General features: G+C 33.9%; 22 protein-coding genes. 15 read left to right on the top strand and 7 right to left on the bottom strand.

Annotation, left to right across the window (positions count from 1 at the left end; genetic code table 11):
• Positions 1-16: 16 nt before the first annotated feature.
• Positions 17-811, top strand: coding sequence for a glycosyltransferase family 2 protein (locus tag ACOCEA_RS15285; RefSeq protein ID WP_420757136.1), 795 nt, complete (start codon positions 17-19; stop codon positions 809-811).
• Here the strand turns inward: ACOCEA_RS15285 and ACOCEA_RS15280 are convergent.
• Positions 793-1,623: a glycosyltransferase family 2 protein gene (locus ACOCEA_RS15280; protein ID WP_420757135.1), complete on the bottom strand. Its 831-nt coding sequence runs from the start codon at positions 1,621-1,623 to the stop codon at positions 793-795. The genes ACOCEA_RS15285 and ACOCEA_RS15280 overlap by 19 nt on opposite strands.
• A gap of 58 nt (positions 1,624-1,681) precedes the next feature.
• On the opposite strand from ACOCEA_RS15280, the gene ACOCEA_RS15275 reads away from it, so the two are divergent.
• The 6 genes from ACOCEA_RS15275 to ACOCEA_RS15250 all read left to right on the top strand — a co-directional run bounded on the left by ACOCEA_RS15275 (position 1,682) and on the right by ACOCEA_RS15250 (position 7,504).
• Positions 1,682-2,758, top strand: coding sequence for a glycosyltransferase family protein (locus tag ACOCEA_RS15275; RefSeq protein WP_420757134.1), 1,077 nt, complete (start codon positions 1,682-1,684; stop codon positions 2,756-2,758).
• A gap of 6 nt (positions 2,759-2,764) precedes the next feature.
• On the top strand, positions 2,765-3,340 hold the full coding sequence (locus tag ACOCEA_RS15270; RefSeq protein WP_420757133.1) for an L-threonylcarbamoyladenylate synthase: 576 nt from the start codon (positions 2,765-2,767) through the stop codon (positions 3,338-3,340).
• A gap of 17 nt (positions 3,341-3,357) precedes the next feature.
• Complete coding sequence (locus tag ACOCEA_RS15265; protein WP_420757132.1) at positions 3,358-4,773, top strand: CCA tRNA nucleotidyltransferase; 1,416 nt, start codon at positions 3,358-3,360, stop codon at positions 4,771-4,773.
• 6 nt (positions 4,774-4,779) lie between these two features.
• Positions 4,780-5,808, top strand: coding sequence for a COX15/CtaA family protein (locus ACOCEA_RS15260; protein WP_420757131.1), 1,029 nt, complete (start codon positions 4,780-4,782; stop codon positions 5,806-5,808).
• Between the two features lie 26 nt (positions 5,809-5,834).
• Positions 5,835-6,332, top strand: a complete 498-nt coding sequence (locus ACOCEA_RS15255) for an IS1096 element passenger TnpR family protein (RefSeq protein ID WP_420757130.1) — start codon at positions 5,835-5,837, stop codon at positions 6,330-6,332.
• Positions 6,333-6,445: 113 nt separating this feature from the next.
• Positions 6,446-7,504, top strand: a complete 1,059-nt coding sequence (locus tag ACOCEA_RS15250; protein ID WP_420757129.1) for a nucleoid-associated protein — start codon at positions 6,446-6,448, stop codon at positions 7,502-7,504.
• Between the two features lie 258 nt (positions 7,505-7,762).
• Here ACOCEA_RS15250 and ACOCEA_RS15245 read toward each other — a convergent pair whose 3' ends face one another.
• Entirely contained in the window at positions 7,763-8,842 is a 1,080-nt protein-coding gene (locus ACOCEA_RS15245; protein WP_420757128.1) for a hypothetical protein, read from the bottom strand.
• Between the two features lie 207 nt (positions 8,843-9,049).
• On the opposite strand from ACOCEA_RS15245, the gene ACOCEA_RS15240 reads away from it, so the two are divergent.
• The 5 genes from ACOCEA_RS15240 (at position 9,050) to ACOCEA_RS15220 (ending at position 16,140) form a co-directional block, all read left to right on the top strand.
• The gene (locus ACOCEA_RS15240) at positions 9,050-9,952 is read left to right on the top strand and encodes an ABC transporter ATP-binding protein (RefSeq protein WP_420757127.1); all 903 of its coding nucleotides are present in this window, start codon (positions 9,050-9,052) and stop codon (positions 9,950-9,952) included.
• A gap of 12 nt (positions 9,953-9,964) precedes the next feature.
• Positions 9,965-10,798 (top strand): ABC transporter permease, encoded by an 834-nt coding sequence (locus tag ACOCEA_RS15235; RefSeq protein ID WP_420757126.1) that lies wholly within the window; start codon positions 9,965-9,967, stop codon positions 10,796-10,798.
• A 120-nt stretch (positions 10,799-10,918) separates the two neighbouring features.
• Positions 10,919-12,400, top strand: a complete 1,482-nt coding sequence (locus ACOCEA_RS15230; protein WP_420757125.1) for a T9SS type B sorting domain-containing protein — start codon at positions 10,919-10,921, stop codon at positions 12,398-12,400.
• 87 nt (positions 12,401-12,487) lie between these two features.
• Entirely contained in the window at positions 12,488-14,479 is a 1,992-nt protein-coding gene (uvrB, locus tag ACOCEA_RS15225; RefSeq protein ID WP_420757124.1) for an excinuclease ABC subunit UvrB, read from the top strand.
• A gap of 134 nt (positions 14,480-14,613) precedes the next feature.
• The gene (locus tag ACOCEA_RS15220) at positions 14,614-16,140 is read left to right on the top strand and encodes a M20/M25/M40 family metallo-hydrolase (protein ID WP_420757123.1); all 1,527 of its coding nucleotides are present in this window, start codon (positions 14,614-14,616) and stop codon (positions 16,138-16,140) included.
• Positions 16,141-16,237: 97 nt separating this feature from the next.
• Here ACOCEA_RS15220 and ACOCEA_RS15215 read toward each other — a convergent pair whose 3' ends face one another.
• Positions 16,238-16,663 (bottom strand): Hsp20/alpha crystallin family protein, encoded by a 426-nt coding sequence (locus ACOCEA_RS15215; protein WP_420757122.1) that lies wholly within the window; start codon positions 16,661-16,663, stop codon positions 16,238-16,240.
• 253 nt (positions 16,664-16,916) lie between these two features.
• Positions 16,917-17,318 carry a TerB family tellurite resistance protein gene (locus tag ACOCEA_RS15210; RefSeq protein WP_420757121.1) on the bottom strand — a complete coding sequence of 134 codons (402 nt, stop codon included), beginning with the start codon at positions 17,316-17,318 and terminating at the stop codon, positions 16,917-16,919.
• A 243-nt stretch (positions 17,319-17,561) separates the two neighbouring features.
• On the opposite strand from ACOCEA_RS15210, the gene ACOCEA_RS15205 reads away from it, so the two are divergent.
• Positions 17,562-17,930: a DUF1456 family protein gene (locus tag ACOCEA_RS15205; protein ID WP_420757254.1), complete on the top strand. Its 369-nt coding sequence runs from the start codon at positions 17,562-17,564 to the stop codon at positions 17,928-17,930.
• 41 nt (positions 17,931-17,971) lie between these two features.
• Here the strand turns inward: ACOCEA_RS15205 and ACOCEA_RS15200 are convergent, their stop codons facing one another.
• From ACOCEA_RS15200 to ACOCEA_RS15190, 3 genes are all read right to left on the bottom strand, one after another.
• Positions 17,972-18,307, bottom strand: a complete 336-nt coding sequence (locus tag ACOCEA_RS15200; RefSeq protein WP_420757120.1) for a hypothetical protein — start codon at positions 18,305-18,307, stop codon at positions 17,972-17,974.
• A 426-nt stretch (positions 18,308-18,733) separates the two neighbouring features.
• The gene (gene sucC, locus ACOCEA_RS15195) at positions 18,734-19,927 is read right to left on the bottom strand and encodes an ADP-forming succinate--CoA ligase subunit beta (RefSeq protein WP_420757119.1); all 1,194 of its coding nucleotides are present in this window, start codon (positions 19,925-19,927) and stop codon (positions 18,734-18,736) included.
• Positions 19,928-20,049: 122 nt separating this feature from the next.
• Positions 20,050-20,688 (bottom strand): LON peptidase substrate-binding domain-containing protein, encoded by a 639-nt coding sequence (locus tag ACOCEA_RS15190; protein WP_420757118.1) that lies wholly within the window; start codon positions 20,686-20,688, stop codon positions 20,050-20,052.
• Positions 20,689-20,842: 154 nt separating this feature from the next.
• Between ACOCEA_RS15190 and lysA the strand changes: the two genes are divergently transcribed.
• Both lysA and ACOCEA_RS15180 read left to right on the top strand, forming a co-directional pair.
• Positions 20,843-22,081: a diaminopimelate decarboxylase gene (lysA, locus tag ACOCEA_RS15185; RefSeq protein ID WP_420757117.1), complete on the top strand. Its 1,239-nt coding sequence runs from the start codon at positions 20,843-20,845 to the stop codon at positions 22,079-22,081.
• A gap of 61 nt (positions 22,082-22,142) precedes the next feature.
• Positions 22,143-22,676 carry a thioredoxin family protein gene (locus tag ACOCEA_RS15180; protein ID WP_420757116.1) on the top strand — a complete coding sequence of 178 codons (534 nt, stop codon included), beginning with the start codon at positions 22,143-22,145 and terminating at the stop codon, positions 22,674-22,676.
• The last annotated feature ends 20 nt before the right edge of the window (positions 22,677-22,696 follow it).

Genomic DNA, 22,696 nt, shown 5'->3' with positions numbered 1-22,696 from the left:
ACTTATACTGGATAATATGACTAGCAAAATAGAAAAACTTACCGCCTTAATTATTACCTATAATGAAATAGGATACATAGAAAAATGTATTGAATCAATTGCTTTTGCTGATGAAATAGTGGTAGTGGATTCCTATAGTACAGATGGCACTTTTGAATATTTAAAGCAACATCCAAAGGTAAAAGTGATTCAAAATCCATTTGAAAATTTTACGGCACAAAAATCTTTCGCTTTAAAACAAGCCTCTAATGATTGGGTATTGTTTGTTGATGCAGATGAAATAGTTACCGGTGCCTTGCAAAATGAAATCTCAGACACTATAAATCAAAATACAGATATAGTTGCCTTTTGGTTCTACAGACAGTTTATGTTCCAAAATGAAAAGTTAAGGTTTAGTGGATGGCAAACTGATAAGAACTATAGACTTTTTAGAAAAAGCAGGGTTAAGTTTTCTGATTGTAAAATTGTTCATGAGACTCTTGATGTAAATGGTAAATCGGGAATTTTAAAAGAAAAATTAACACATTACTGCTACAAGAATTATGAGGATTATAAAGGTAAAATGCTTAAATATGGTAGACTTAAGGCTGTTGAGTCTTTTTATACTGAGAAAAGGTTCAGCTATTTACTAATGTTCCTAAAACCAAGCTGGAAATTCTTTAACCATTACATACTACGGTTTGGTATTCTTGATGGCAAAAAAGGATTTACCATATGTTACTTAAATGCATTGGGCGTATTAGAACGTTACAAGGAGCTGAAACGTTTGGAACAAAAAAATGAATTGGCTTACTATTTAGTAATGCCATAGTGGGTCCACACCCTTTTCTCATATTTAGTTTTCCTACGTATACCAACATTTTTAGCAATAGATTCAGGAGTTTTATATCCTCTTTTGTGGTCTAAATGAACACAAACTGCACTGTAACGTAGTTGTTTGGATTTTATTCCAAAATTAAAAAGCCGCTCTCCCAACTCTCTATCTTGGCCCCCATATTGCATACGTTCATCAAAACCATTAACGTTTACAATATCTTTCTTCCAACCAGAGGAATTATGACCATTCCAACTGGCATTGGTGGGTGTTATCCAATTTAAAAGTTTAGAGAAAATACCTGTAGCCGTTAATTTATTGTTCTTAAAGGTCTTTGGAATGCCCTTTTCCTTTAGCCAATTAATATTAAAACATCTTTGTTTTTCAATATCTTCCAATGATATTAATTTTGAGATGTTCATTGGTAACATATAATATCCCCCAGAAATAAAATAACCTTGCTGTTTATTAATGTAATGTACCTGTACAAAGTCCTCTCTTGGTATACAATCACCATCTGTCATTATAATATACTCAGACCTACATGCGACCACGGCTTTGTTCAGAATCATAGATTTTTGAAAACCATCATCCTCTTGCCACACATGAACTATAGGATAACTTACCTGCAAAGACATTTCTTCAATTAACTCTTTAGTGGCATCCCTAGATCCATCATCGGCTATGACCACCTCAAAATCCTTAAATGTTTGCTGATCAAATCCCCATAAAACCTTTTTTAACCATTCTTCTGCATTATAAGTACTTACGATTACACTGATTTTAGGAATCTCCATGTTGTTGCTCATATAAGGACAAAAATATAAAAGTCTTCCAGTATCTTTGAATTATCTAAGAGATAAAAATGTGAAAAAGAAAATAGCACTCATTGAGTTGACCACTTACCATGAAGAATGTCTTTTTAGCCAAATTAAATTTTTAAAGGATGCCAACTATGACGTAAGTCTTATAATCAACCCAAAAAACAGTAATAATATTACCTTTTACGGTATAGATAAAAATAAAATAAAACTGTTTGACCCTAGAGGTGCTTCAACACTTATAATAAGAATTATAAATTGGTTTTCATTATACCGGTATATTGTTGATAATAAATTTGAAAAAGTTGTTTTTAATACCGCAAGCAGCAATAAGGAAACTATTGCACTTATACAATTTTTACCAAAATCCATTACCTGTTTCGGTACTATACACAATTTAAAAAAGTTAAATCATAGCTCTTCTCAAAAGTCAGTTAGTAAGCGTATTAAAAACTATTTTGTGCTTAATGATTTTTTAGTGAATTCCGCTCAAATTAACAATAAGGGGTTATCTCTTTTTCCTTATTATCCTATTTATTTTCCAGAATATGAAACGGTAAGAACAATAGATAAAAATAATGATGTTTGGGTCTGTATTCCTGGGGAATTAAACTATAAAAGAAGAGATTACAACCTAGTGTTAAAGGCGTTATCCAAAATAGAAAAAGACACTAATAATTTAAAAATCATACTACTTGGCAAAGTGAATCCGGCGAATGCAGATGCAAAATCGTTCCTACATGAACTGGAAAAATTAAGTCTAAATCAAATGGTTTTAACATTTGATAGTTTTATCGAAAATGAACTATTCCATAGCTATATAAAAAAATCGGATTATATAATGGCACCCGTTACCACAGAAGAGCGGCATTATTTGAACTATAAAATTACTGGCGCCTATAATTTGGCATTTGCTTATAAAAAGCCTCTCATTTGTCCAAAAGAAGTAAGCATCATACCAGATTTAAAAGAAAATTCCTATTTCTATACCAATTCAGAAAGTTTATTGATGTTATTTAAATCTATAACCAACAAAACAATTGAAAATAAAGATTTTTATTCCCATGAGAAATGGAATTACGAATCACAGTTAAAAAATTATATGACACTTATAGAGATCTAAATACTTATGTCGAAAATTGATTTTAGCTCAGAATTGAATACTTGTATTGAAGTCCTAAACCGTGGCGGCCTTATCCTCTACCCTACGGATACGGTTTGGGGAATTGGCTGTGATGCCACAAATGAAAATGCTGTTAAAAAAGTGTATGCATTAAAGCAAAGAGCAGACTCAAAAGCACTTATCTGTCTAGTAGCAAATGATGCCATGCTAGAAAGGCATGTTGAAAAAGTTCCAGAGGTAGCTTATGACATTATGGATTTATCCACAAAACCAACTACCATTATATATGACCAACCCAAAGGATTAGCTAAAAACTTAGTAGCTTCAGACAATACTATCGCAATACGCGTAGCATCCGATAAATTTTGCAAATACTTAATAGGAAAGTTTAAAAAACCAATAGTATCAACCTCTGCAAATATTGCGGGATTAGCGACTCCCAATAGTTTCAAAGAAATAGACCAAGCAATTTTAAAAGGTGTAGACTATGTGGTAAATTTGCACCGGGAAATTGAAAATCAATCCCCATCTTCAATAATTAAGCTAAGTAATGATGGTACGGTAAAAATTATCCGTAAATAATGCCTAAGCAACCATAAATGAACCATAAAAAAGCACTTTCAAATCATATTTTTCAAATAATAGGGCAATGTGCAGATGAACTCCAAATTGATGCTTATGTTATAGGAGGTTTTGTACGTGATTATTTTCTAAACCGAGGTACGGCCAAGGATATCGATATTGTGGCTGTAGGGAGCGGTATTGAACTGGCTCAAAAAGTGGCGTCCAAATTAGAAGGTAAACCGCAAATTTCTGTTTTTAAAAATTTTGGCACCGCTATGATAAAACATGGTGATTTAGAATTAGAATTTGTTGGGGCCAGAAAAGAAAGTTATCATAGGGACAGTAGAAAGCCTGTTGTTGAGGATGGTACCTTAGAGGATGACCAAAAAAGACGCGATTTTACAATTAATGCCTTGGCATTATCCATTAATAAGTCCAGTTTTGGAGCGCTTTTAGATCCTTTTAATGGTCTTAAAGACTTAGATAACAAATTAATCAGAACTCCTTTAGAGCCAAGCATAACCTATTCAGATGACCCCTTAAGAATGATGAGGGCCATACGTTTTGCCACTCAACTGGATTTTGTCATCCAACCAGAATCGCTGCATGCTATAACAGAAAACAAGGAGCGTATTAAGATAATCTCCAATGAGCGCATAGTTGATGAGCTGCATAAAATTTTACTCTCCAAAACCCCGTCAATTGGATTCTCTTTACTACATAAAACAGGTCTTTTAGATATTATTTTACCAGAATTAACTGCCCTACAAGGTATTGAGGAAATTGAAGGACAAAAACACAAGGATAATTTTTGGCACACCCTGGAGGTTGTTGACAACATCTCTAAAAATACCAATAACCTATGGTTACGCTGGGCAGCGCTATTACACGATATTGGGAAGGCGCCAACAAAAAGGTTTCATAAAAAAATAGGTTGGACATTTCACGGGCATGAGTTTGTAGGCTCAAAAATGGTATTCAAGCTGTTTAAAAGGTTAAGGATGCCACTAAATGAAAAGATGAAATATGTTCAAAAGTTAGTAATGATGAGTTCCAGACCAATAATTCTATCTGAAGAACATGTAACAGATTCCGCTGTAAGAAGATTAGTGTTCGATGCTGGTGAATTTGTAGATGATTTAATGACTTTGTGTGAAGCAGATATAACCACCAAAAACCCAAAAAAACTTCGTAAGTACAAAAACAATTTTAAAATTGTAAGGGAAAAAATTATTGAAGTAGAGGAGCGAGATCGTATACGAAATTTTCAACCACCGGTAAGTGGTGAGGAAATAATGGAAACCTTTAACCTAAAACCATCAAAGGAAATAGGAATAATTAAAGATGCGATAAAGGAAGCTATTTTAGAAGGCGAGATACCCAATGAATATGAGGCTGCCAAACACTTTATGATCAAAAAAGGAAAAAAATTAGGTTTGACAGTTAATTGACGTATTATGGCCTTCAGAAAAATTGCTAAAATCACCCTCATATTGGTCTATCTCGTTATTATAGCAGGTGCGGTGGTGCGTATGACCGGTAGTGGAATGGGCTGCCCAGATTGGCCAAAATGTTTTGGTTATTACATTCCGCCTACAGATGTGTCTGAATTAGCATGGCAACCCAATAAAGAATTTGAAAAAGGACAAGTAATTATAGTCAAGGAAACTTTACAAGTAGCTAAGAAAGATTTTAAAACTTCTACAAAATATACACAAGAAAATTGGAAACCTTATACAAAACATAACTATGCCATTTTTAATCCATGGCATACTTGGATTGAATATATAAATAGACTCTTTGGAGCTCTTGCCGGCATAGCCACACTTATTTTAGCAATCTCATCTTTCAAATTTTGGAGAAAAAAAAGAGTTGTTCCAATTCTTTCATGGTTGGTTGTCTTTGGCATGGGATTCCAGGCATGGTTAGGTGCAACTGTGGTATATTCTGTTTTGGAACCTATTAAAATAACACTTCATATGCTAATGGCCTTGTTAATTGTAGCTATGCTGCTATATGTTATTTATACTGTTAATACGGAGGACAAGCGTATAACCTTTGACAAAACTACTTTATGGATCGCTATGTTAGCCTTAGGCCTTACTTTAATACAAATTATAATTGGAACACAGGTACGGCAGTTCGTGGACCATCAAATTGATTTAGTTGGTGCCAATGCAAAGGATATGTGGCTAGACAATCCGTCTTTGCAATTTTATATACATCGTTCTTTTTCAATTTTAGTAGTTCTTGTTAATACTTTATTAGGATATAGAATCTTTAAATATAAATTAGGCCACATTAAGATTTACTGGATACTCTTTTTACTAATTGTAGAAGTTTTCTCTGGCATAGCCATGTATTACTTAGATTTTCCTTTTGCAAGCCAACCCTTGCACCTTGTACTTGCCTCAATTTTATTTGGTGTACAATTCTATTTGGTTTTAGATGCATTAAAGCCTAAAATAAGTCTCAAAACTTTGTAACTTTGCCTTCCCACAATAATTAAGGTATGGTTTATAAAGTAAGGATAATCTTGGATGCCGAGGAAGACATCTTCCGGGATTTGGAGATAGAGGCGAATAATTCTTTAGAAGAATTTCATAATGCCATTACCCAAGCCTTTGGATTTCTAGGAAACGAAATGGCATCTTTCTATACTTGTGACGAGGAATGGAAACAAGATGAGGAAATTGCACTTTTTGATATGAGCGAAAACGGTTCTGATGTTAGGTTGATGAATGAAACGTTTTTAGAGGATGTTTTAACCGAGAACAGTCCAAAACTTATATATGTTTATGATTTTCTAAACATGTGGACCTTCTTTGTTGAATTAGCAGATATCGTTGAGAAGGAAGATGGAAGGGCATATCCTAATGTGCTATTTAGTTTTGGGGAACTTCCAGAATTCCCGCCAGAAAGGAAGTTTGAATCTGAAAACAGTGCATTTGATTTTGACGATACGTTCGAAAATTATGATGATTTGGATTTTGATGAGAACTGGAACTAGTTAGTAGTTAGTAGTTAGTAGTTAGTAGTTAGTAGTTAGTAGTTAGTAGAAATAAAAAACATCCTGCTACATAATAAAATTCCTTAAATAGACCATTTAAATAATACAATTGCATGATTAACCTATACGCAACCCAAATTGAAACAATCTCCATACATAGAGTAGGAAATAAAAATAAAAATGAGGGTGTTTTTCTATCATCGGAACCTTTTGCGCTTAATGATGAGACTACTGGTTTACTAAAGGAATATTTCTTTAAACCATTTAGGGAAAAAGAGGAGAATTACTATAAACTAAGTAATGAGGTAGATGTAGAATTTAACGAATTATATAAGATTGTTAGTGAGGTATTTACAGACCCGGCAAAAACGCATTATAATTCCAAAAAAATCGCTACACACCTATTTGAACAATCTAACCATCCGCATATAAAGAGTGGTGAAGTTTATGTTACCTATTTATCCGGTTTACTTCTGGACAATGAAAAAGTAGATGCTATTGGCATTTTTAAAAGCGAACTTAAGCATGATTTTCTTCAGTTTCAAGAAAATAAATCTAATTTGGATATTGTTGTACAACAAGGAATTAACATTAACAAATTAGATAAGGGATGTTTAATTTTTAATGTTAACAAAGAAGAAGGTTATAAAGTATTATCAGTAGATAGTAATAAGTATGATACTAAGTATTGGTTAGAAAATTTTCTAGGAGTTGATGTCCTGTCCGATGACAATTTTAAGACCAAAAACTATCTTAAGTTTTGTCAAAATTTCGCCAAGGATGTTGTACTTCCTGCCGAGGATAAACAACAGGAAGTTTTATTCATGAACAGGGCAGTAAACCATTTTGCCAAAAATGATGCTTTTGAAGAAACCAACTTCCTTAATGAAGTTATGGAAAATCCTGAGCTGATACCTGAGTTTAAGCATTACAAAGTAGAAAAAGGTCCTAAATATAGCATTGAAGACGTTTCTAATTTTGACATAGCCAACAAAGCGGTATCGGATGCAAGAAAGAAGATAAAAAATGTCATTAACCTGGACACCAACATACAGATTAAAATGGACTTCATAAATCCAGAATCAGCTGAAAAGTTTGTAGAAAAAGGATGGGACGAAGAGCGTCAAATGTACTATTATCTAGTTTACTTCAATAAGGAGCAAAAAAGTTGATGGTTGATGGTTGATGGTTGATGGTTGATGGTTAATGGTTGATGGTTGATGGTTGATGGTTGATGGTTGATGGTTGATGGTTGATGGTTGATGGTTGATGGTTGATGGTTGATGGTTGATGGTTGATGGTTGATGGTTGATGGTAAAATTATATTATTTTCCTAAAATAGAATGAATAGAACGAAACCTAATAAATATATTTAGCTTTCAAACGAAACTAGCCTTAACAACTAATATCTAATTCCCAACTACTCGATACTAAATTTTTATATTCTGCTCTATGATTTGTTTCATACTAACATCTTCATAATTTCTGCGCACAAAATTTAGTGCAAGGTCCAATACTTCGCCCATAGTCTTGCATTTGTTAAAATTAGAGTCAGATGTTAGTATTTCAATCTGCTCTTTTAGCATTTGAATATTCTCATCAGTAGATATAACATCTTTTTTGCATATGGTCCTTAACCGTTTAATACGGTTACCAGAACTTAAAATTCGCTTTGCTACCATAGAGCGTTCTTCTAATTTGTACTGGTCTACAGAATCTCGTAAGAGTTTATTACGTACCAACTCTACCATTTCAAAATTTTCCTTAAAGAATTGAGGCCTATACACTTTTAACTTTCCCTCGAAGCACTGTTGATCAAAATCAATAGCACGTATCTTGTAGACCACGTGATCAAAATCATGTGTAGGAACAATCACGTAGTTATAAGATCGCATATCACCCAATAGTCGTATCATACACCGCTCATTGAATTTTACAAATTCTTTGGCCAATTGTGCTTTTTCAGGTTCAGAACAAGTAGGCAACATATTTTTGATGAACTCATCTCCTGGTATCCCCGCAATATGCTCCTCAATTAAGGTATCCTTGTAAACTAAAAAGTTAAGGTTATAAGGAGATAACATATGCTCCAATTCAAGACCATAAATACGGGAAGCATCAGTTCTTTTAATGTAAAAATAAGTGAAGTTGTCATTTAAGATATTCCTTATCTTGATTCTAAAGGGTTTGGAATTACCAAAAGTACAGAAGTCTACGGCATCTACATTTAGGTATTGATGAATATTGCTGCTACCATCTGAATGTAAAATTGAATACACTTTTTTTAAACTATCATCAATTTCCTTTCGGTCAAATTCAGAGTAATACACTCTGATCCATAAGGTATCTTCATCGTTGTTATCATAAACTACTACCGAACCGGAGAACCTTAATAAATCATCATAAAAGATGGGAATCTCAATTTTTCGACTATAATGTTCCAGATACTCATCTAGATCTTTGTTCACCGGATATGCCGGTTTTTTTTTTGACATTAATCTTTCTTCCATAGCATCAAATTCTTTGATAAAGATACAATAAAGAGAATTTAATCAAGTACCATGGTTGATGAGCGAATTACGTATTTGCATTACTACTAAGTTTAAATACAACTAAATACTCAACTAATTTATATCGGTCTATAAAATTATTCTTGAAACTGTAACAATTTACCAGTTTACTCGTCCCATTAGTACATCAATCAAAAACTACTAGCTTTGAATACAATTCTTACGGTTAACCACCTCTCAAAAAATTTTGGCTATTTAAAAGCTGTAAAAGATTTATCCTTCACCATAGAAAAAGGTAATGTTTATGGAATTTTAGGACCCAATGGCAGTGGTAAGTCCACTACCCTCGGCATAGTACTTAATGTGGTAAATAAAACCAGTGGTGATTTCCATTGGTTTGATGGCACTACCTCAACCCATGATGCTTTAAAAAAAGTAGGTGCCATAATAGAAAGGCCTAACTTTTATCCTTACATGACCGCTGTTCAAAACCTAAAGTTGGTTAGCATCATAAAAGAGGTGAGCACGGATAAAATAGAAGAAAAATTAGAATTGGTAGGACTGTTGGAAAGAAAAAACAGCAAGTTCAGAACCTATTCTTTGGGCATGAAACAAAGACTGGCCATAGCCTCTGCCCTGCTTAATGACCCTGAAATATTAATTCTTGATGAACCCACCAATGGATTAGACCCACAAGGTATCCATCAAATTCGTGAAATAATAAAAAAAATTGCTTCACAGGGAACTACAATCTTATTGGCTTCCCATTTATTGGATGAAGTGGAAAAGGTATGTAGCCATGTCGTCATTTTAAGAAAAGGTGAGAAATTATATTCTGGAAGAGTTGATGGTATGTTGACCAGTTATGGATTTTTTGAATTGAAGGCAGAAAACCAACAAAAGTTGATTTCGGTCTTAAAATTAAATCCGAATATTTCAGAAATCAAGGAAGAAAAAGGTTTGGTAACTGCATTTCTAAGTGCAGAACTAGATGCCCATTCCTTAAACGCCTCTTTGTTCAATAATGGTGTGGTACTTTCCCATCTTGTAAAAAGAAAAGAAAGTTTAGAAGAGCAATTCCTAGCCTTGACCAAAAATCAATCAAACTAAAAAGAGGACATCATGTTAAGATTACTTCAAATAGAATTCATTAAACTTTGGAACAATAGGGCGAGTAAGGTGCTAATAATCGCCTATTTTGCCTTGTTAACATCTATTGCACTAATAGCCGCCATAAAGTTTGACATTGGACCCGTAAAATTCCATTTAGCGGAAATAGGAATTTTCAATTTCCCGTATATATGGCACTTCAATACTTTTGTAACTGGCTTTTTTAAACTATTTCTAGCAATCGTCATTGTATCCATGATGGCGAACGAATACAGCAATAAGACTATAAAACAGAATCTTATTGACGGGCTTTCCAAAAAAGAATTCATCCTATCAAAATTTCTTACTGTTCTTTCATTTGCCATGATCTCTACAGTATTCGTATTTGTAGTATCATTGATATTAGGATTATTTTACTCAGATTACGATGAATTGTCCATTATTTTTTCTGATTTAGAATTCATATTTGCATTTTTCATAAAGCTTGTAGGTTTCTTTTCATTTTGTTTATTCTTGGGAATTCTTGTAAAACGATCGGCCTTCGCTTTAGGCTTCTTGATCTTATGGCAAATTTTGGAAGGGATTACCAGAGGGCTGATACGCTGGAAATTATTTGATGGGGACACTACTGATACAATTATGGGATTTTTTCCCCTGCAGTCAATGTTCAATCTAGTTAAGGAACCCTTTACTAGGTTAGAAGCCGTACAAACGGTTGCAGATCAGGTTGGCGAACAAATAACCCTGAATTATGGTGTACATTGGTATGAAGTACTAATTGTTTTGGTTTGGACAGTGGTTTTTATATATGGATCATATGCCTTACTTAAAAGAAGGGATTTATAGGATGTGAGTCAAAAGTCAATATTGTTAAATAGGCATACGACCCAGTTATATCCCATTTAACAGTATTATTAGACCCGATACGTCCAAATTTAATTATATTGTACTGTTATTAAGTACGCTATGAAAAGAATTGGGACTTGGGTTTTTTCACCCTTTTTTCCTAAAATACTTCTATTTAAAGCAAGAGGTTTTATTGTCCTTTTGGGTTGTATTCTATGTACAGTTCACACTACCGCTCAACAATGCCCTACAATGACTTCTCCTTTGGATGGGGATATTAATGTACCTGTTGACAATCTAATAAGTTGGACACCAGTGGAAGGGATTATCGGATATCTTATCTCATTGGGAACAACACCAGGAGGAGGAGAAATAATTAATCGTAGATCTTCTGGACTAAATAATTTCTATCAACCAGAAGTCGGATTACCAGAAAACACCACTATTTATGTGACTATTAGCCTATTTTTACCAGATGCTCCTATAAAAACCTGTCCATTAAAAATATTTACCACAGTTAATGTAACAGAACCACCGGAGTGTACAACTTTATCCAGTCCGTTAAATCTTGACACAGAAGTACGTGTAGATACCAATATAAAATGGGAGTATGCCCCAGGCGCAACTAACTATCGCATTTCTATGGGTTCTTTATCCAATAATTATGATATAGTAGATAACCTTGAAACAGGAAACCAACTTTTCTATAAATTACCCGAAGAACTTCCTTTAAACCAAGAAATTTTTGTTAGGATAGTACCTTTCAATGAAAATGGTGACGCTATTGGCTGTAGCGAGGATAGTTTTACCACCGGAGAACCTACTGTAAGTTGTGTTCCTGCTAATTACCCCACCATATCCATTCCGGACAAATTAAGTTTATGTTCAGACCGTTTAAACGCAACTATAGTGGCAACTGATAAAGCTGTTGGATATAGATGGTACAAAATAAATTCAGACGGAATTGAAACCATACTCTCCGAGAGCAGAAGTTTGGAATATAATGAAACAGGCCTGTACAGATTGGAATTATTTAACACAATAAATGAATTTGGCGCAACAATCGAATGTCCTGTTAGTAAGAATTTTGAAGTTATAGCAGCAACCACTCCTGTAATCGATGAAGTAATAACAACTAGGGAGTCTTCGGGTTTAAGAATTGAAATTGTGGTAGTTGAGCAGGGAAATTACGAGTATGCATTGGATAATAATAATTACGATTTTCAGGATAGTCCAATTTTTTTTAATATCAGGCCAGGAGAAAGAACGGTATTTGTTAGGGATAAGGGAGGTTGTGGCATTGCAGAAAGACAAATTGAGAAAGAGTTGTCCGTAAATGATTTTCCAAACTTTTTCACTCCCAATGGTGATGGTACAAATGACTTTTGGCAATTTATTATGCCCCCAGACAGCAATGAAACAAATATTGAGACCATACATGTTTTTGATAGATATGGGAATTTTATTGTTCAACTAGATCCTAAATCCATTGGTTGGAATGGAAATTTTAATGGCACACCAATGCCGGCAAGTGATTATTGGTATAGAGCAATTACTTTTAACCAGAAAGTAGTTTCTGGTCATTTTACATTGAAACGATAGTCTGAACTACGGCTTAACTTTTCTTAGATCTTGGTTAATTGCCATAAAACGAATGTAGAATACAAAGAGTGTTCGTATTTTTAATCCATGAAATTCAAGGTAGTATCAGAATTCAAACCTACGGGAGATCAACCCAATGCCATTAAGGAATTGGTAACTGGATTAGAACATGGCGAAAAGTACCAAACCCTATTAGGTGTTACTGGCTCAGGTAAAACTTTTACAGTAGCCAATGTAATCAAGGAAGTACAAAAACCAACTTTGGTACTGGCCCATAATAAGACTTTGGCGGCCCAACTATATTCAGAATTTAAACAGTTCTTTCCAGAAAATGCCATCGAATATTTTGTCTCCTATTATGATTATTATCAGCCAGAGGCTTATATTCCTACGAGTGGGGTTTATATAGAAAAAGATTTGTCAATTAATGAGGACATCGAAAAACTAAGGCTAAGCGCAACATCATCATTACTTTCCGGTAGAAGGGACGTGCTAGTTGTGGCTTCTGTTTCGTGTTTATATGGAATTGGAAACCCTGTGGAATTTCAAAAGAATGTCATTTCCATTCATAAAGACCAAGTTATTGCACGAACAAAATTTTTACATCAATTAGTACAAAGTCTTTATTCTAGAACTACTGCAGATTTCAGGAATGGAAATTTTAGGGTGAAAGGTGATGTAGTAGATGTTTTCCCAAGTTATGCGGACCATGCTTTTAGAGTTCATTTTTTTGGGGATGAGATTGAGGAAATAGAGGCATTTGATCCTTTTAACAATAACGTTATAGAAGTTTATGATAATTTAAACATATATCCTGCAAACATGTTTGTAACCTCACAAGATGTATTGCAAAATGCCATTCATAACATTCAAGATGATTTGGTAAAACAAATTGATTACTTCAGGGAAATTGGAAAGCCCCTAGAAGCCAAACGACTTGAGGAAAGGACCAATTTTGACCTTGAAATGATACGGGAATTGGGCTACTGTTCTGGAATTGAAAACTATTCTAGATATTTAGATGGTAGGGAACCAGGCACAAGACCCTTTTGTCTTTTAGATTATTTCCCTGATGATTATTTAATGGTAATAGATGAAAGCCATGTAACCATTCCACAAGTTCATGCCATGTATGGTGGTGACCGTTCACGTAAAGAAAATTTGGTGGAATATGGATTTAGGCTACCTGCAGCAATGGATAACAGACCATTGAAGTTTGAAGAATTCGAGGCCTTACAAAATCAAGTAATTTACGTTAGTGCAACCCCTGCAGATTATGAACTAAAACTTAGCCAAGGAGTATTTGTAGAACAGGTCATTAGACCAACAGGATTATTAGACCCTATCATTGAAATTAGACCAAGTTTAAATCAAATTGACGATTTAGTCGAGGAAATTCATCTACGCGTAGAAAAAGATGAAAGAACTTTAGTAACTACGCTTACAAAACGCATGGCAGAAGAATTGGCCAAGTATTTGGATCGCATTAGCGTTAGGTGCAGATATATACATAGTGATGTTGACACTTTGGAACGGGTAGAAATTATGCAAGACCTTAGAAAAGGTATTTTTGATGTGCTCATAGGAGTGAATCTTTTACGGGAAGGTCTAGATCTTCCAGAGGTTTCTTTAGTAGCAATTTTAGATGCGGACAAAGAAGGTTTTTTGCGAAGTAATAGATCGCTTACACAGACCGTTGGCCGAGCTGCAAGAAACCTGAATGGCAAGGCAATTATGTATGCCGATAAGATTACGGATAGCATGCAAAAAACGATTGACGAAACCAATTACAGGAGAGAAAAACAGATTGATTACAACACCAAAAACAACATTGTCCCAAAAGCGTTAAAGAAAAATCTAGACAGTGTTTTTGCCAAAAATTCTGTCTCTACCTATCATTTTGAAAAGGAAGAATTAAGAGCTGCAGAACCCGATTTACAATACCTCACAAAAGAACAAATTGAGAAACTTATACGTGAAAAAAGAAAGGCAATGGAAAAGGCCGCCAAGGAGTTGGATTTTATGCAAGCAGCTAAATTGAGAGATGAAATAAAGTTATTACAAGAGCAAGAACCTTGATTACAATCAGAAAATGATAAATGTATTATGCTTTACAATAAAAACTTTATATAAATTAAATTAATATCCTGAATACAAAACGTTTAAATAACATTTTTAGACATGGCTAAATTTTTCAAACAACTCCTTTTAAAGTGAAAAAATACAAATTAATCCTAATTAATACCTTGCTTATTTTGACTTTTAATAGCAAGGCACAAAGTCTTTCAAAGAAGTATATCACAGAGGCTACAGAAGAAAAATTTGTAGAATCCATTTCGAATTTACAACAATTTTTGAGACTAAAAAATGATGGGAATTATCCTGATCAAATCCTTAGGAACAAACACTGGTGCGATAGTGTTTTTACCCAATTAAATTTCAAGACCACAACAATAGAAACCAATGGTGCTCCCCTACTCTTTGCAGAAAAAATGTACCACAAAAAGGCTAAAAGTATTTTGTTCTATTTACAAATTGATGGTCAGCCGGTAGACACAACCGCATGGCTTCAAGCCAATCCTTTTGAACCCGTTTTAAAAGAAAAAAAAGATGGTGTTTGGCAGTCTATCAGCTTTGAAAATATTCACAAAAAAATAAATCCAGACTGGCGTATTTTTGCACGTTCCGCATCAGACTCAAAGGGACCGGCAATGTCACTCATTTCCGCATTACAAATTCTTCAATCCAAAAAAATAAAACCAGCGTTCAACATTAAAGTGATCATGGATTTTCAAGAAGAATTGGGGTCACCAGATTTACCTAAGGCAGTTTCAATCCATAAGGATTTATTAGCATCTGAAATGCTTTTTATAATGGATGGCACAAGACATATTTCCAATTTACCCACACTAACATACGGAGCACGAGGTATTGCAACTGCCAAGTTAACCATCTATGGACCCAGATATGGTTTACATAGTGGACAGTATGGAAATTTTGCTCCTAATCCTGTTTTTGAAGCCGCTAAACTTATAGCCAGTCTAAAAGATGAATATGGAAAAGTAACCATTCCCCATTTCTATGATGGAGTCTCATTAACAGACGATGACAAAGCAAGATTAAAAAAGATACCTGAAGATATGGACCAAACCTTAAGTAATTTAGGCATTTCCAAAGCGGAACAGGTTGGTGAGACATATCAAGAGGCATTACAGTACCCCTCACTTAATATTAGAGGCATAAAGGCTGCTTGGGTAGATAAAGAAGTTAGAACCATAATACCTTCAGAAGTATTAATAGAAATTGATATGCGATTAGTGCCAGAAACTCCCGGGGAAAGACAAATTGCTTTATTAAAAAAACATATTCAAGATTACGGATATCATCTTGTGGATTCTTTACCAACAAACATAGAAAGAAAAAAATATTCCAAGTTAGCCTCCCTATCCCACAGAATAGGCTCAGAACCGTTTAGAACAGAAATGGACAGTCCAATTGGCAACTTTCTCAATAAGGCAATGTATAAAGTATTTGCAGGACAAGTTGTAAACATGAGGACCACGGGTGGCTCACAGCCTATGGCACCCTTTATAAAGACTTTAAATGTACCCGCAGTATCAATTAGAATTCCAAATCCTGATAATGGTATTCACGGACCTAACGAGAATTTAAGACTGGGCAACCTAAAAGAAGGTATTATAAGTTGTTTGGCCATACTATCCGAGCCCTTGCCGAAATAAAAAAGGCACTTTGATTGCTCAAAGCACCTTTTCCAACTAACCAACTCAACCAACTCTATGAAAATTCAACTCTAATGAATAATCACAAATTCTTTTGTTATGACAATTCAATCAACCTTTTTGGTTTTGGCAAAGCCTCTTCCTTTTTAGGTAAATCAAATTTTAAAATTCCGTTCTCATAACTAGCGCCTATCTTATCTGTATTAACAGTTTCTGGCAATGTAAATGAACGTCTAAATGAAGAATAACCAAATTCCCTTCTGGTATAGTTATCCTCTTTGGTTTCTTTTTCTTGCTTTACCTCAGATGAGATAGTCAATACATTATCGTCTACCTCAATATTAAAATCCTCCTTAGTCCTACCCGGAACCGCAAGCTCCAATTCAAAATTAGAATCACCCTCTTTAATATTTACCTTGGGGTGGGCAACGTTTAAATTTTCCATACCTCCAAACCAATCTGGCTTAAAAATTTCATTCATCAATGAAGGGAAAAGCATGTCATTTCTTTTTACTAAACTCATAACTATATATTTTTTAAGATTAAACTTTGTTACGCTTTTCAAAAAACAAATGATATACCAATCAGTAATTCAGGACATTTTGACATGTAGTGATGATGAAATAATGCCTTTATGGCATTTTTTAAGATGCTTATATTATATTTTTGACATGCAAAAAGTCAAATTTACCTAGCCGACAGATAATAAAGTGAAGTTTCCATAAGATTCCTAAATGGAACTCGATATAATAAAGCACGTATATTAAAAGGCTTAATTAGTTATAATGGGCTTTAAAAATATTTATGATAACCTTTGGAGGTACAAGTCCGTTTGGGTACTTATGCATTATAGACAGAACCTGTTCTATAGCTGAAGGAGGCAAGCCCATGCCCAATCCTATATTATGGAGTTTACTTATTTCAGTAAGATCGGTTTGCCTGTCAATATTCATAAGCAATAATAATCTATGAAATTGAACCAAACGGTCCGCCTGTGATTTAGGAATTACATGTTCAGATTTTGATTTTAACAATGAATCAAAATCCTTTTTACCTATCTCCAATTGTTGTGCAACGTTAAAAAGAAAATCATACTCAGATTGCTTTAAGGTGTTATCCACCTTTGCAAAAGATATCATTTCTGACAGAATACTAAGTTTTTCTTTAAGGCTGTTCATTTATAGGTATTATGCCAATCTTATCTATATATAACTATTTTAATATCAAAATAGTATACAAAACACTTCACTTTATGTTTAAAAAAATATAATAATTCCTTTTTAAACAACTGATTTAAAATAGCTTAAACTATATAGTCCTATCACTGCTCCTATAATTAGTACAGTTGTTAATAACCTAACAAATCTAGGTTCTAGAGTATGTTAGAATTATGTGATACCTTGCATAGAAATATTCAATACATGACGAATAACGATATTTTAAAAAAACTGCGTGTAGCCCTAAAACTACGCGATGAACAAATTGTTGATATCTTAAAATTGGTTGACTTTACTATTTCAAAAAGTGAATTAGGCGCGTTTTTTAGAAAAGAGGATCACCCTAATTATATGGAATGTGGTGATCAGGTCTTACGTAATTTTCTGAATGGCTTGGTTATACATCTTAGAGGTACCAGGGATAATCCAAAAAACCCTGGTGAAGTCCTTATGGGAATAACCAACATCACTAAAAATAGGACTGATAAAAATAGCGGTTTTAAAGCCAAACAAATCAAAAAAGTAGACAAGGCACTCCCCAGTGTAAAATACAAAAACAAAAAAAGATCCTGATTATATATCAGGATCTTTTGCTTTAAACCATTAATTGTCTATTATCCAGCAATACGAACAGGTATAGTATACAATTTTCCTTCTTCAGCGTTTGCTACATCCACCTTAGCATAGTTCAGCTTATTCTTAACAAATCTTTCTAGATTTACAAAATCTGTATCTACAGACAATACTACAATCTCACCCTCCCCATTTAAGGTAAATCTGACTTGTGCCGTAAGATTAACTTCGGCATTTGAAAAGTTGTTATCTGCCAAAATTTTAGAAATTTGAGCACTTAGACTCTTGGTAGGCTTAACATTTTCAATGTCGTTTGCAAAAATACTCCCCGATGCAAATACTAATGCAGCTACAAATACTAAACTTAATTTTCTCATGACTTTTCGTTTTTTTTATCTCCTTTTGTTTGGAGATTGATTAATAATTGATTGATGATGAATTACTAAAAAGACGCCTCAAAAATGAGAATGTTACAACAAAAATTGGTTTTAACATTTTTTTTAGTCAAAATCATACCTGTTTAAACAAAACTCAAAGTCAATACCTAATTACATTTCCATAAGAGCATATCCTCTTTTAAAATATTTCAATTAATTAATTAATACGCATTGAATAAAAACCTATTACATGTTATAATGATTTTCACTGAAGTACTTAAGCAAAATAAATCACATTGAAAAACAAACTAAAATGTATGGAAAAACAACCGAGTTAAAAGGTTCAGACTTGAGTGTGCAAATTCAGCAAACAAAAAAGGCAATGTCTATTAAACATTGCCTTTCTATTTAAAAAGCATAAGAATCTTAAGCCAATACCTCTTTTACCTTATCGGCAGCCTCTTGGAATTGTACCGCAGAATGAACGGCCAATCCTGAATTATCAATTATTTCTTTGGCCATTTCAGCATTTGTTCCCTGTAAACGAACAATTATAGGCACCTTAATTGAATCACCCATATTTTTATATGCATCGACCACACCTTGTGCAACTCGGTCACAACGCACGATACCTCCAAATATATTGATCAAAATAGCCTTTACTTCTGGATCTTTTAATATAATCCTAAAAGCCTCTTCCACCCTTTTGGCATCAGCTGTACCACCAACATCCAAAAAGTTAGCCGGTTCACCACCAGCCATTTTAATTAAATCCATAGTGGCCATTGCCAATCCGGCACCGTTCACCATACAACCAACATTGCCATCCAAATCAACATAATTCAAACCTACCGCCCTAGCTTCTACCTCAATTGGGTTTTCCTCACGTAAATCGCGCATTTCAGCATATTGCTTTCTACGGTATAAGGCGTTATCATCAATAGAAACTTTGGCATCTACAGCCATTATTTTATCATCGGAAGTCTTTAAGACTGGATTGATCTCAAACATGCTTGAATCACTCTCAACATATGCTTTGTACAATGAAGAGACGAATTTTGTCATTTCTTTAAAAGCAGTTCCTGATAAACCAAGGTTAAAGGCAATTTTTCTTGCTTGAAAAGGTAAAAGCCCAGTAGCGGGATCTATTTCTTCAGTAAAAATTAAATGGGGAGTATTTTCTGCAACCTCTTCTATATCCATACCGCCTTCGGTAGAATACATAATCATATTTTTACCAGTACCTCTATTTAATAAAACAGACATATAAAATTCACTTGTCTCACTATCGCCAGGATAATACACATCCTCTGCAACTAAAACTTGATGTACTTTTTTGCCCTCGGCAGAGGTTTGCGGAGTAACAAGGTTCATACCTATGATGCTTCCTGCAATCTCTTCTACTTCTTTAAGATTTTTGGCCAACTTAACACCTCCACCTTTTCCACGACCACCTGCGTGAACTTGTGCCTTAATCACATGCCATCCTGTTCCTGTTTCAGCGGTTAATTGTTTAGCCGCTTCCACAGCTTCCTTTGCATTGTGGGCAACAATTCCTCTTTGGATTCGCACACCAAAACTTGCTAAAATTTCTTTTCCTTGATACTCGTGAAGGTTCATATGTTATGGTCGTTTTATTTGTAGTGCAAAAATAGGAAAGACAATGTAATAATTGAAAATTATCATTGAATAATTGGTAAACGCAAATTAATACGTGCTAATCAAGGCATATTGACATATAACTATACATTTAAATCTTCAAAATCCAAGGGGTCAAAATTTTTAAAATGCCCATTTAGTTTAATAGCCTCCTTGGTTTTTTCTACTACTGTTAGTACAAATAGGGTATCGATCAAGTGTTTTTCTAAGAAAACCAACCTATCCTTTTCTTTTGGTATCTGAAGTAATTCATACTCTTGTTCAAAAGATAACCCTATTTTATGTGCTAGTTTAAAACTATTGAAATTTTTTGGCTTTATTAAAGCAAATGGGATGTCCATCATACTATAGAGCTCCTGTATTTTAGTCAGAACTTTTTCTTTCTGCCCTTCATTTGATATATAATCATATTCCAAAAACTCGACTATTCCACCTGCATATAGCTTATCGCCTATTTGGTTATTAAAGGTCTTAACCTTAAAAACTTGTCGAGCCACACACATGATATCCATTGCACCAGAATCATAAGTTGTTACAACTTCCACTAGCTGAACTTCGGTACCATAAGCTATAGTATTCTTAATATAAACAGGAATACCAAATGTTATGGCTTCTTTTCTACAATCATGAATTAGTTGTTTATATCTAGGTTCAAATATATGTAGCGGCACGGTTTCACCTGGAAAAAAAATAGATTTTAATGGGAACAATGGTAATTTCATAATATTAAAAATAATAGTAAACCTTTCCAGAAACAAGAAATATTTTTAAATTTCAAGTGTTATATTTATCACATTTTGTTGTATTTATTAATATTAAGTGATTTTTTTTGCTGATAGAATACGAGTAACTTAACTTTGCTAAAAAGATAGTAGTATGAAAAATGAAGATTTATTAAACATTGCAAAAATCTATGGTGATCCAGTATATGTTTATGATTCGGAAAAAATTATTTCACAATTCAAAAGACTAACTAATGCATTTAGTTCGGTAAAAAAACTAAAACTAAATTACGCAGCCAAAGCTTTATCCAATATTACCATATTAAGGTTAATGAACAGTCTTGGTAGTGGTTTGGATACAGTCTCAATACAAGAAGTACAGTTAGGACTTTTAGCTGGCTTCAAACCTGAATCTATTATTTTTACACCTAACGGTGTATCTCTAGAAGAAATTGAAGAAGCAGCAAAGCTAGGGGTACGTATTAACATAGATAACCTGTCAATATTAGAGCAATTTGGAAGTAAGCATCCAGACATACCTGTTTGTATTCGAATAAACCCACATGTAATGGCAGGAGGAAACTCCAATATTTCAGTGGGTCACATAGATTCCAAATTTGGGATTAGCATACATCAAATTCCGCATTTACTGCGCATTGTTGAGCTTACGAAGATGAATATTAATGGCATCCATATGCATACCGGTAGTGATATCTTGGATATTGATGTTTTTCTTTATGCGTCGGAAATTCTTTTTGATACTGCCAAAAATTTCAAAAACTTAGATTTTATTGATTTTGGTAGTGGCTTTAAGGTTCCTTATAAAGAAGGTGATATTGAAACCAATATTGAGGAGCTTGGCAAAAAACTAAGTTCAAGGTTCAATGAATTTTGTAAAGAATACGGTAAGGATCTGACTTTGGCTTTTGAGCCAGGTAAATTCTTGGTTAGTGAAGCGGGTTACTTCTTGGCAAAAGTAAACGTGGTTAAACAAACCACTTCTACTGTTTTTGCAAGTGTTGATTCTGGTTTTAACCATTTAATAAGGCCAATGCTCTATGGTGCAACACACAGTATAGAAAACATTTCAAATCCTAAAGGACGCGAGAGGTATTACTCCGTTGTAGGTTACATTTGCGAAACTGATACTTTTGCCAGTAACCGTAGAATAAACGAGATAAAAGAAGGAGATTTACTTTGCTTTAAAAATGCTGGTGCTTATTGCTTTACAATGGCAAGCAACTATAACTCTAGGTATAGACCACCCGAAGTTCTTTGGCATAAGGGTAAGGCTATTTTAATCAGGGAACGTGAAAACTTTGACGACCTAATTAAAAACCAAGTTGATATTAAAGATTTATTTGAAGTGAAAGAAAATGTGAAAGTAAAATAAAGTGATTAAAAAATCGTTAGTTTTGATATAGTTGTTGGACTTATCCCTCAATACAGATATTATGAAAACGATATTTACCATTCCCAATAAGACCCTTTTATATTTATTATTTGCTTTTATCTCTACAGGCACTTATGCCCAAGAAGTTAATTGGCTTAGTTGGGAAGAAGCTGCCGAATTAGCAGCTTCTGATAAAAATCCCAAAAAAGTCTTTATTGACGTTTATACCGATTGGTGTGGCTGGTGTAAAAAAATGGATATAGATACCTTTCAAAACCCTGAAGTTGCGGCATACATGTCTAAGAACTATTACATGGTTAAAATGGATGGAGAAGGAAAGGAACCTATAGAATTTAAAGGGAAAACTTATAAATTTGTACCTACAGGCAGAAAGGGATATCATGAATTTGCCGCAGCGCTAATGCAAGGTAAAATGAGTTATCCAACTACTATTTTTCTTGATGAAAAATTAAATATGCTTTCACCTGTACCTGGGTATCAAAAACCAGAACCCTTTTTAAATATCGCAAGGTATTTTGGAGATGACATTTATAAAGAGAAAGATTGGAAGAGCTATGCAGAACAAAGCAAATAATATTAAAAAAATAAAGTCAT

It is taken from the genome of Maribacter luteocoastalis, assembly GCF_048890225.1.
Classification (GTDB): domain Bacteria; phylum Bacteroidota; class Bacteroidia; order Flavobacteriales; family Flavobacteriaceae; genus Maribacter; species Maribacter luteocoastalis.
This window is presented reverse-complemented; position numbering and strand designations above follow the sequence as displayed.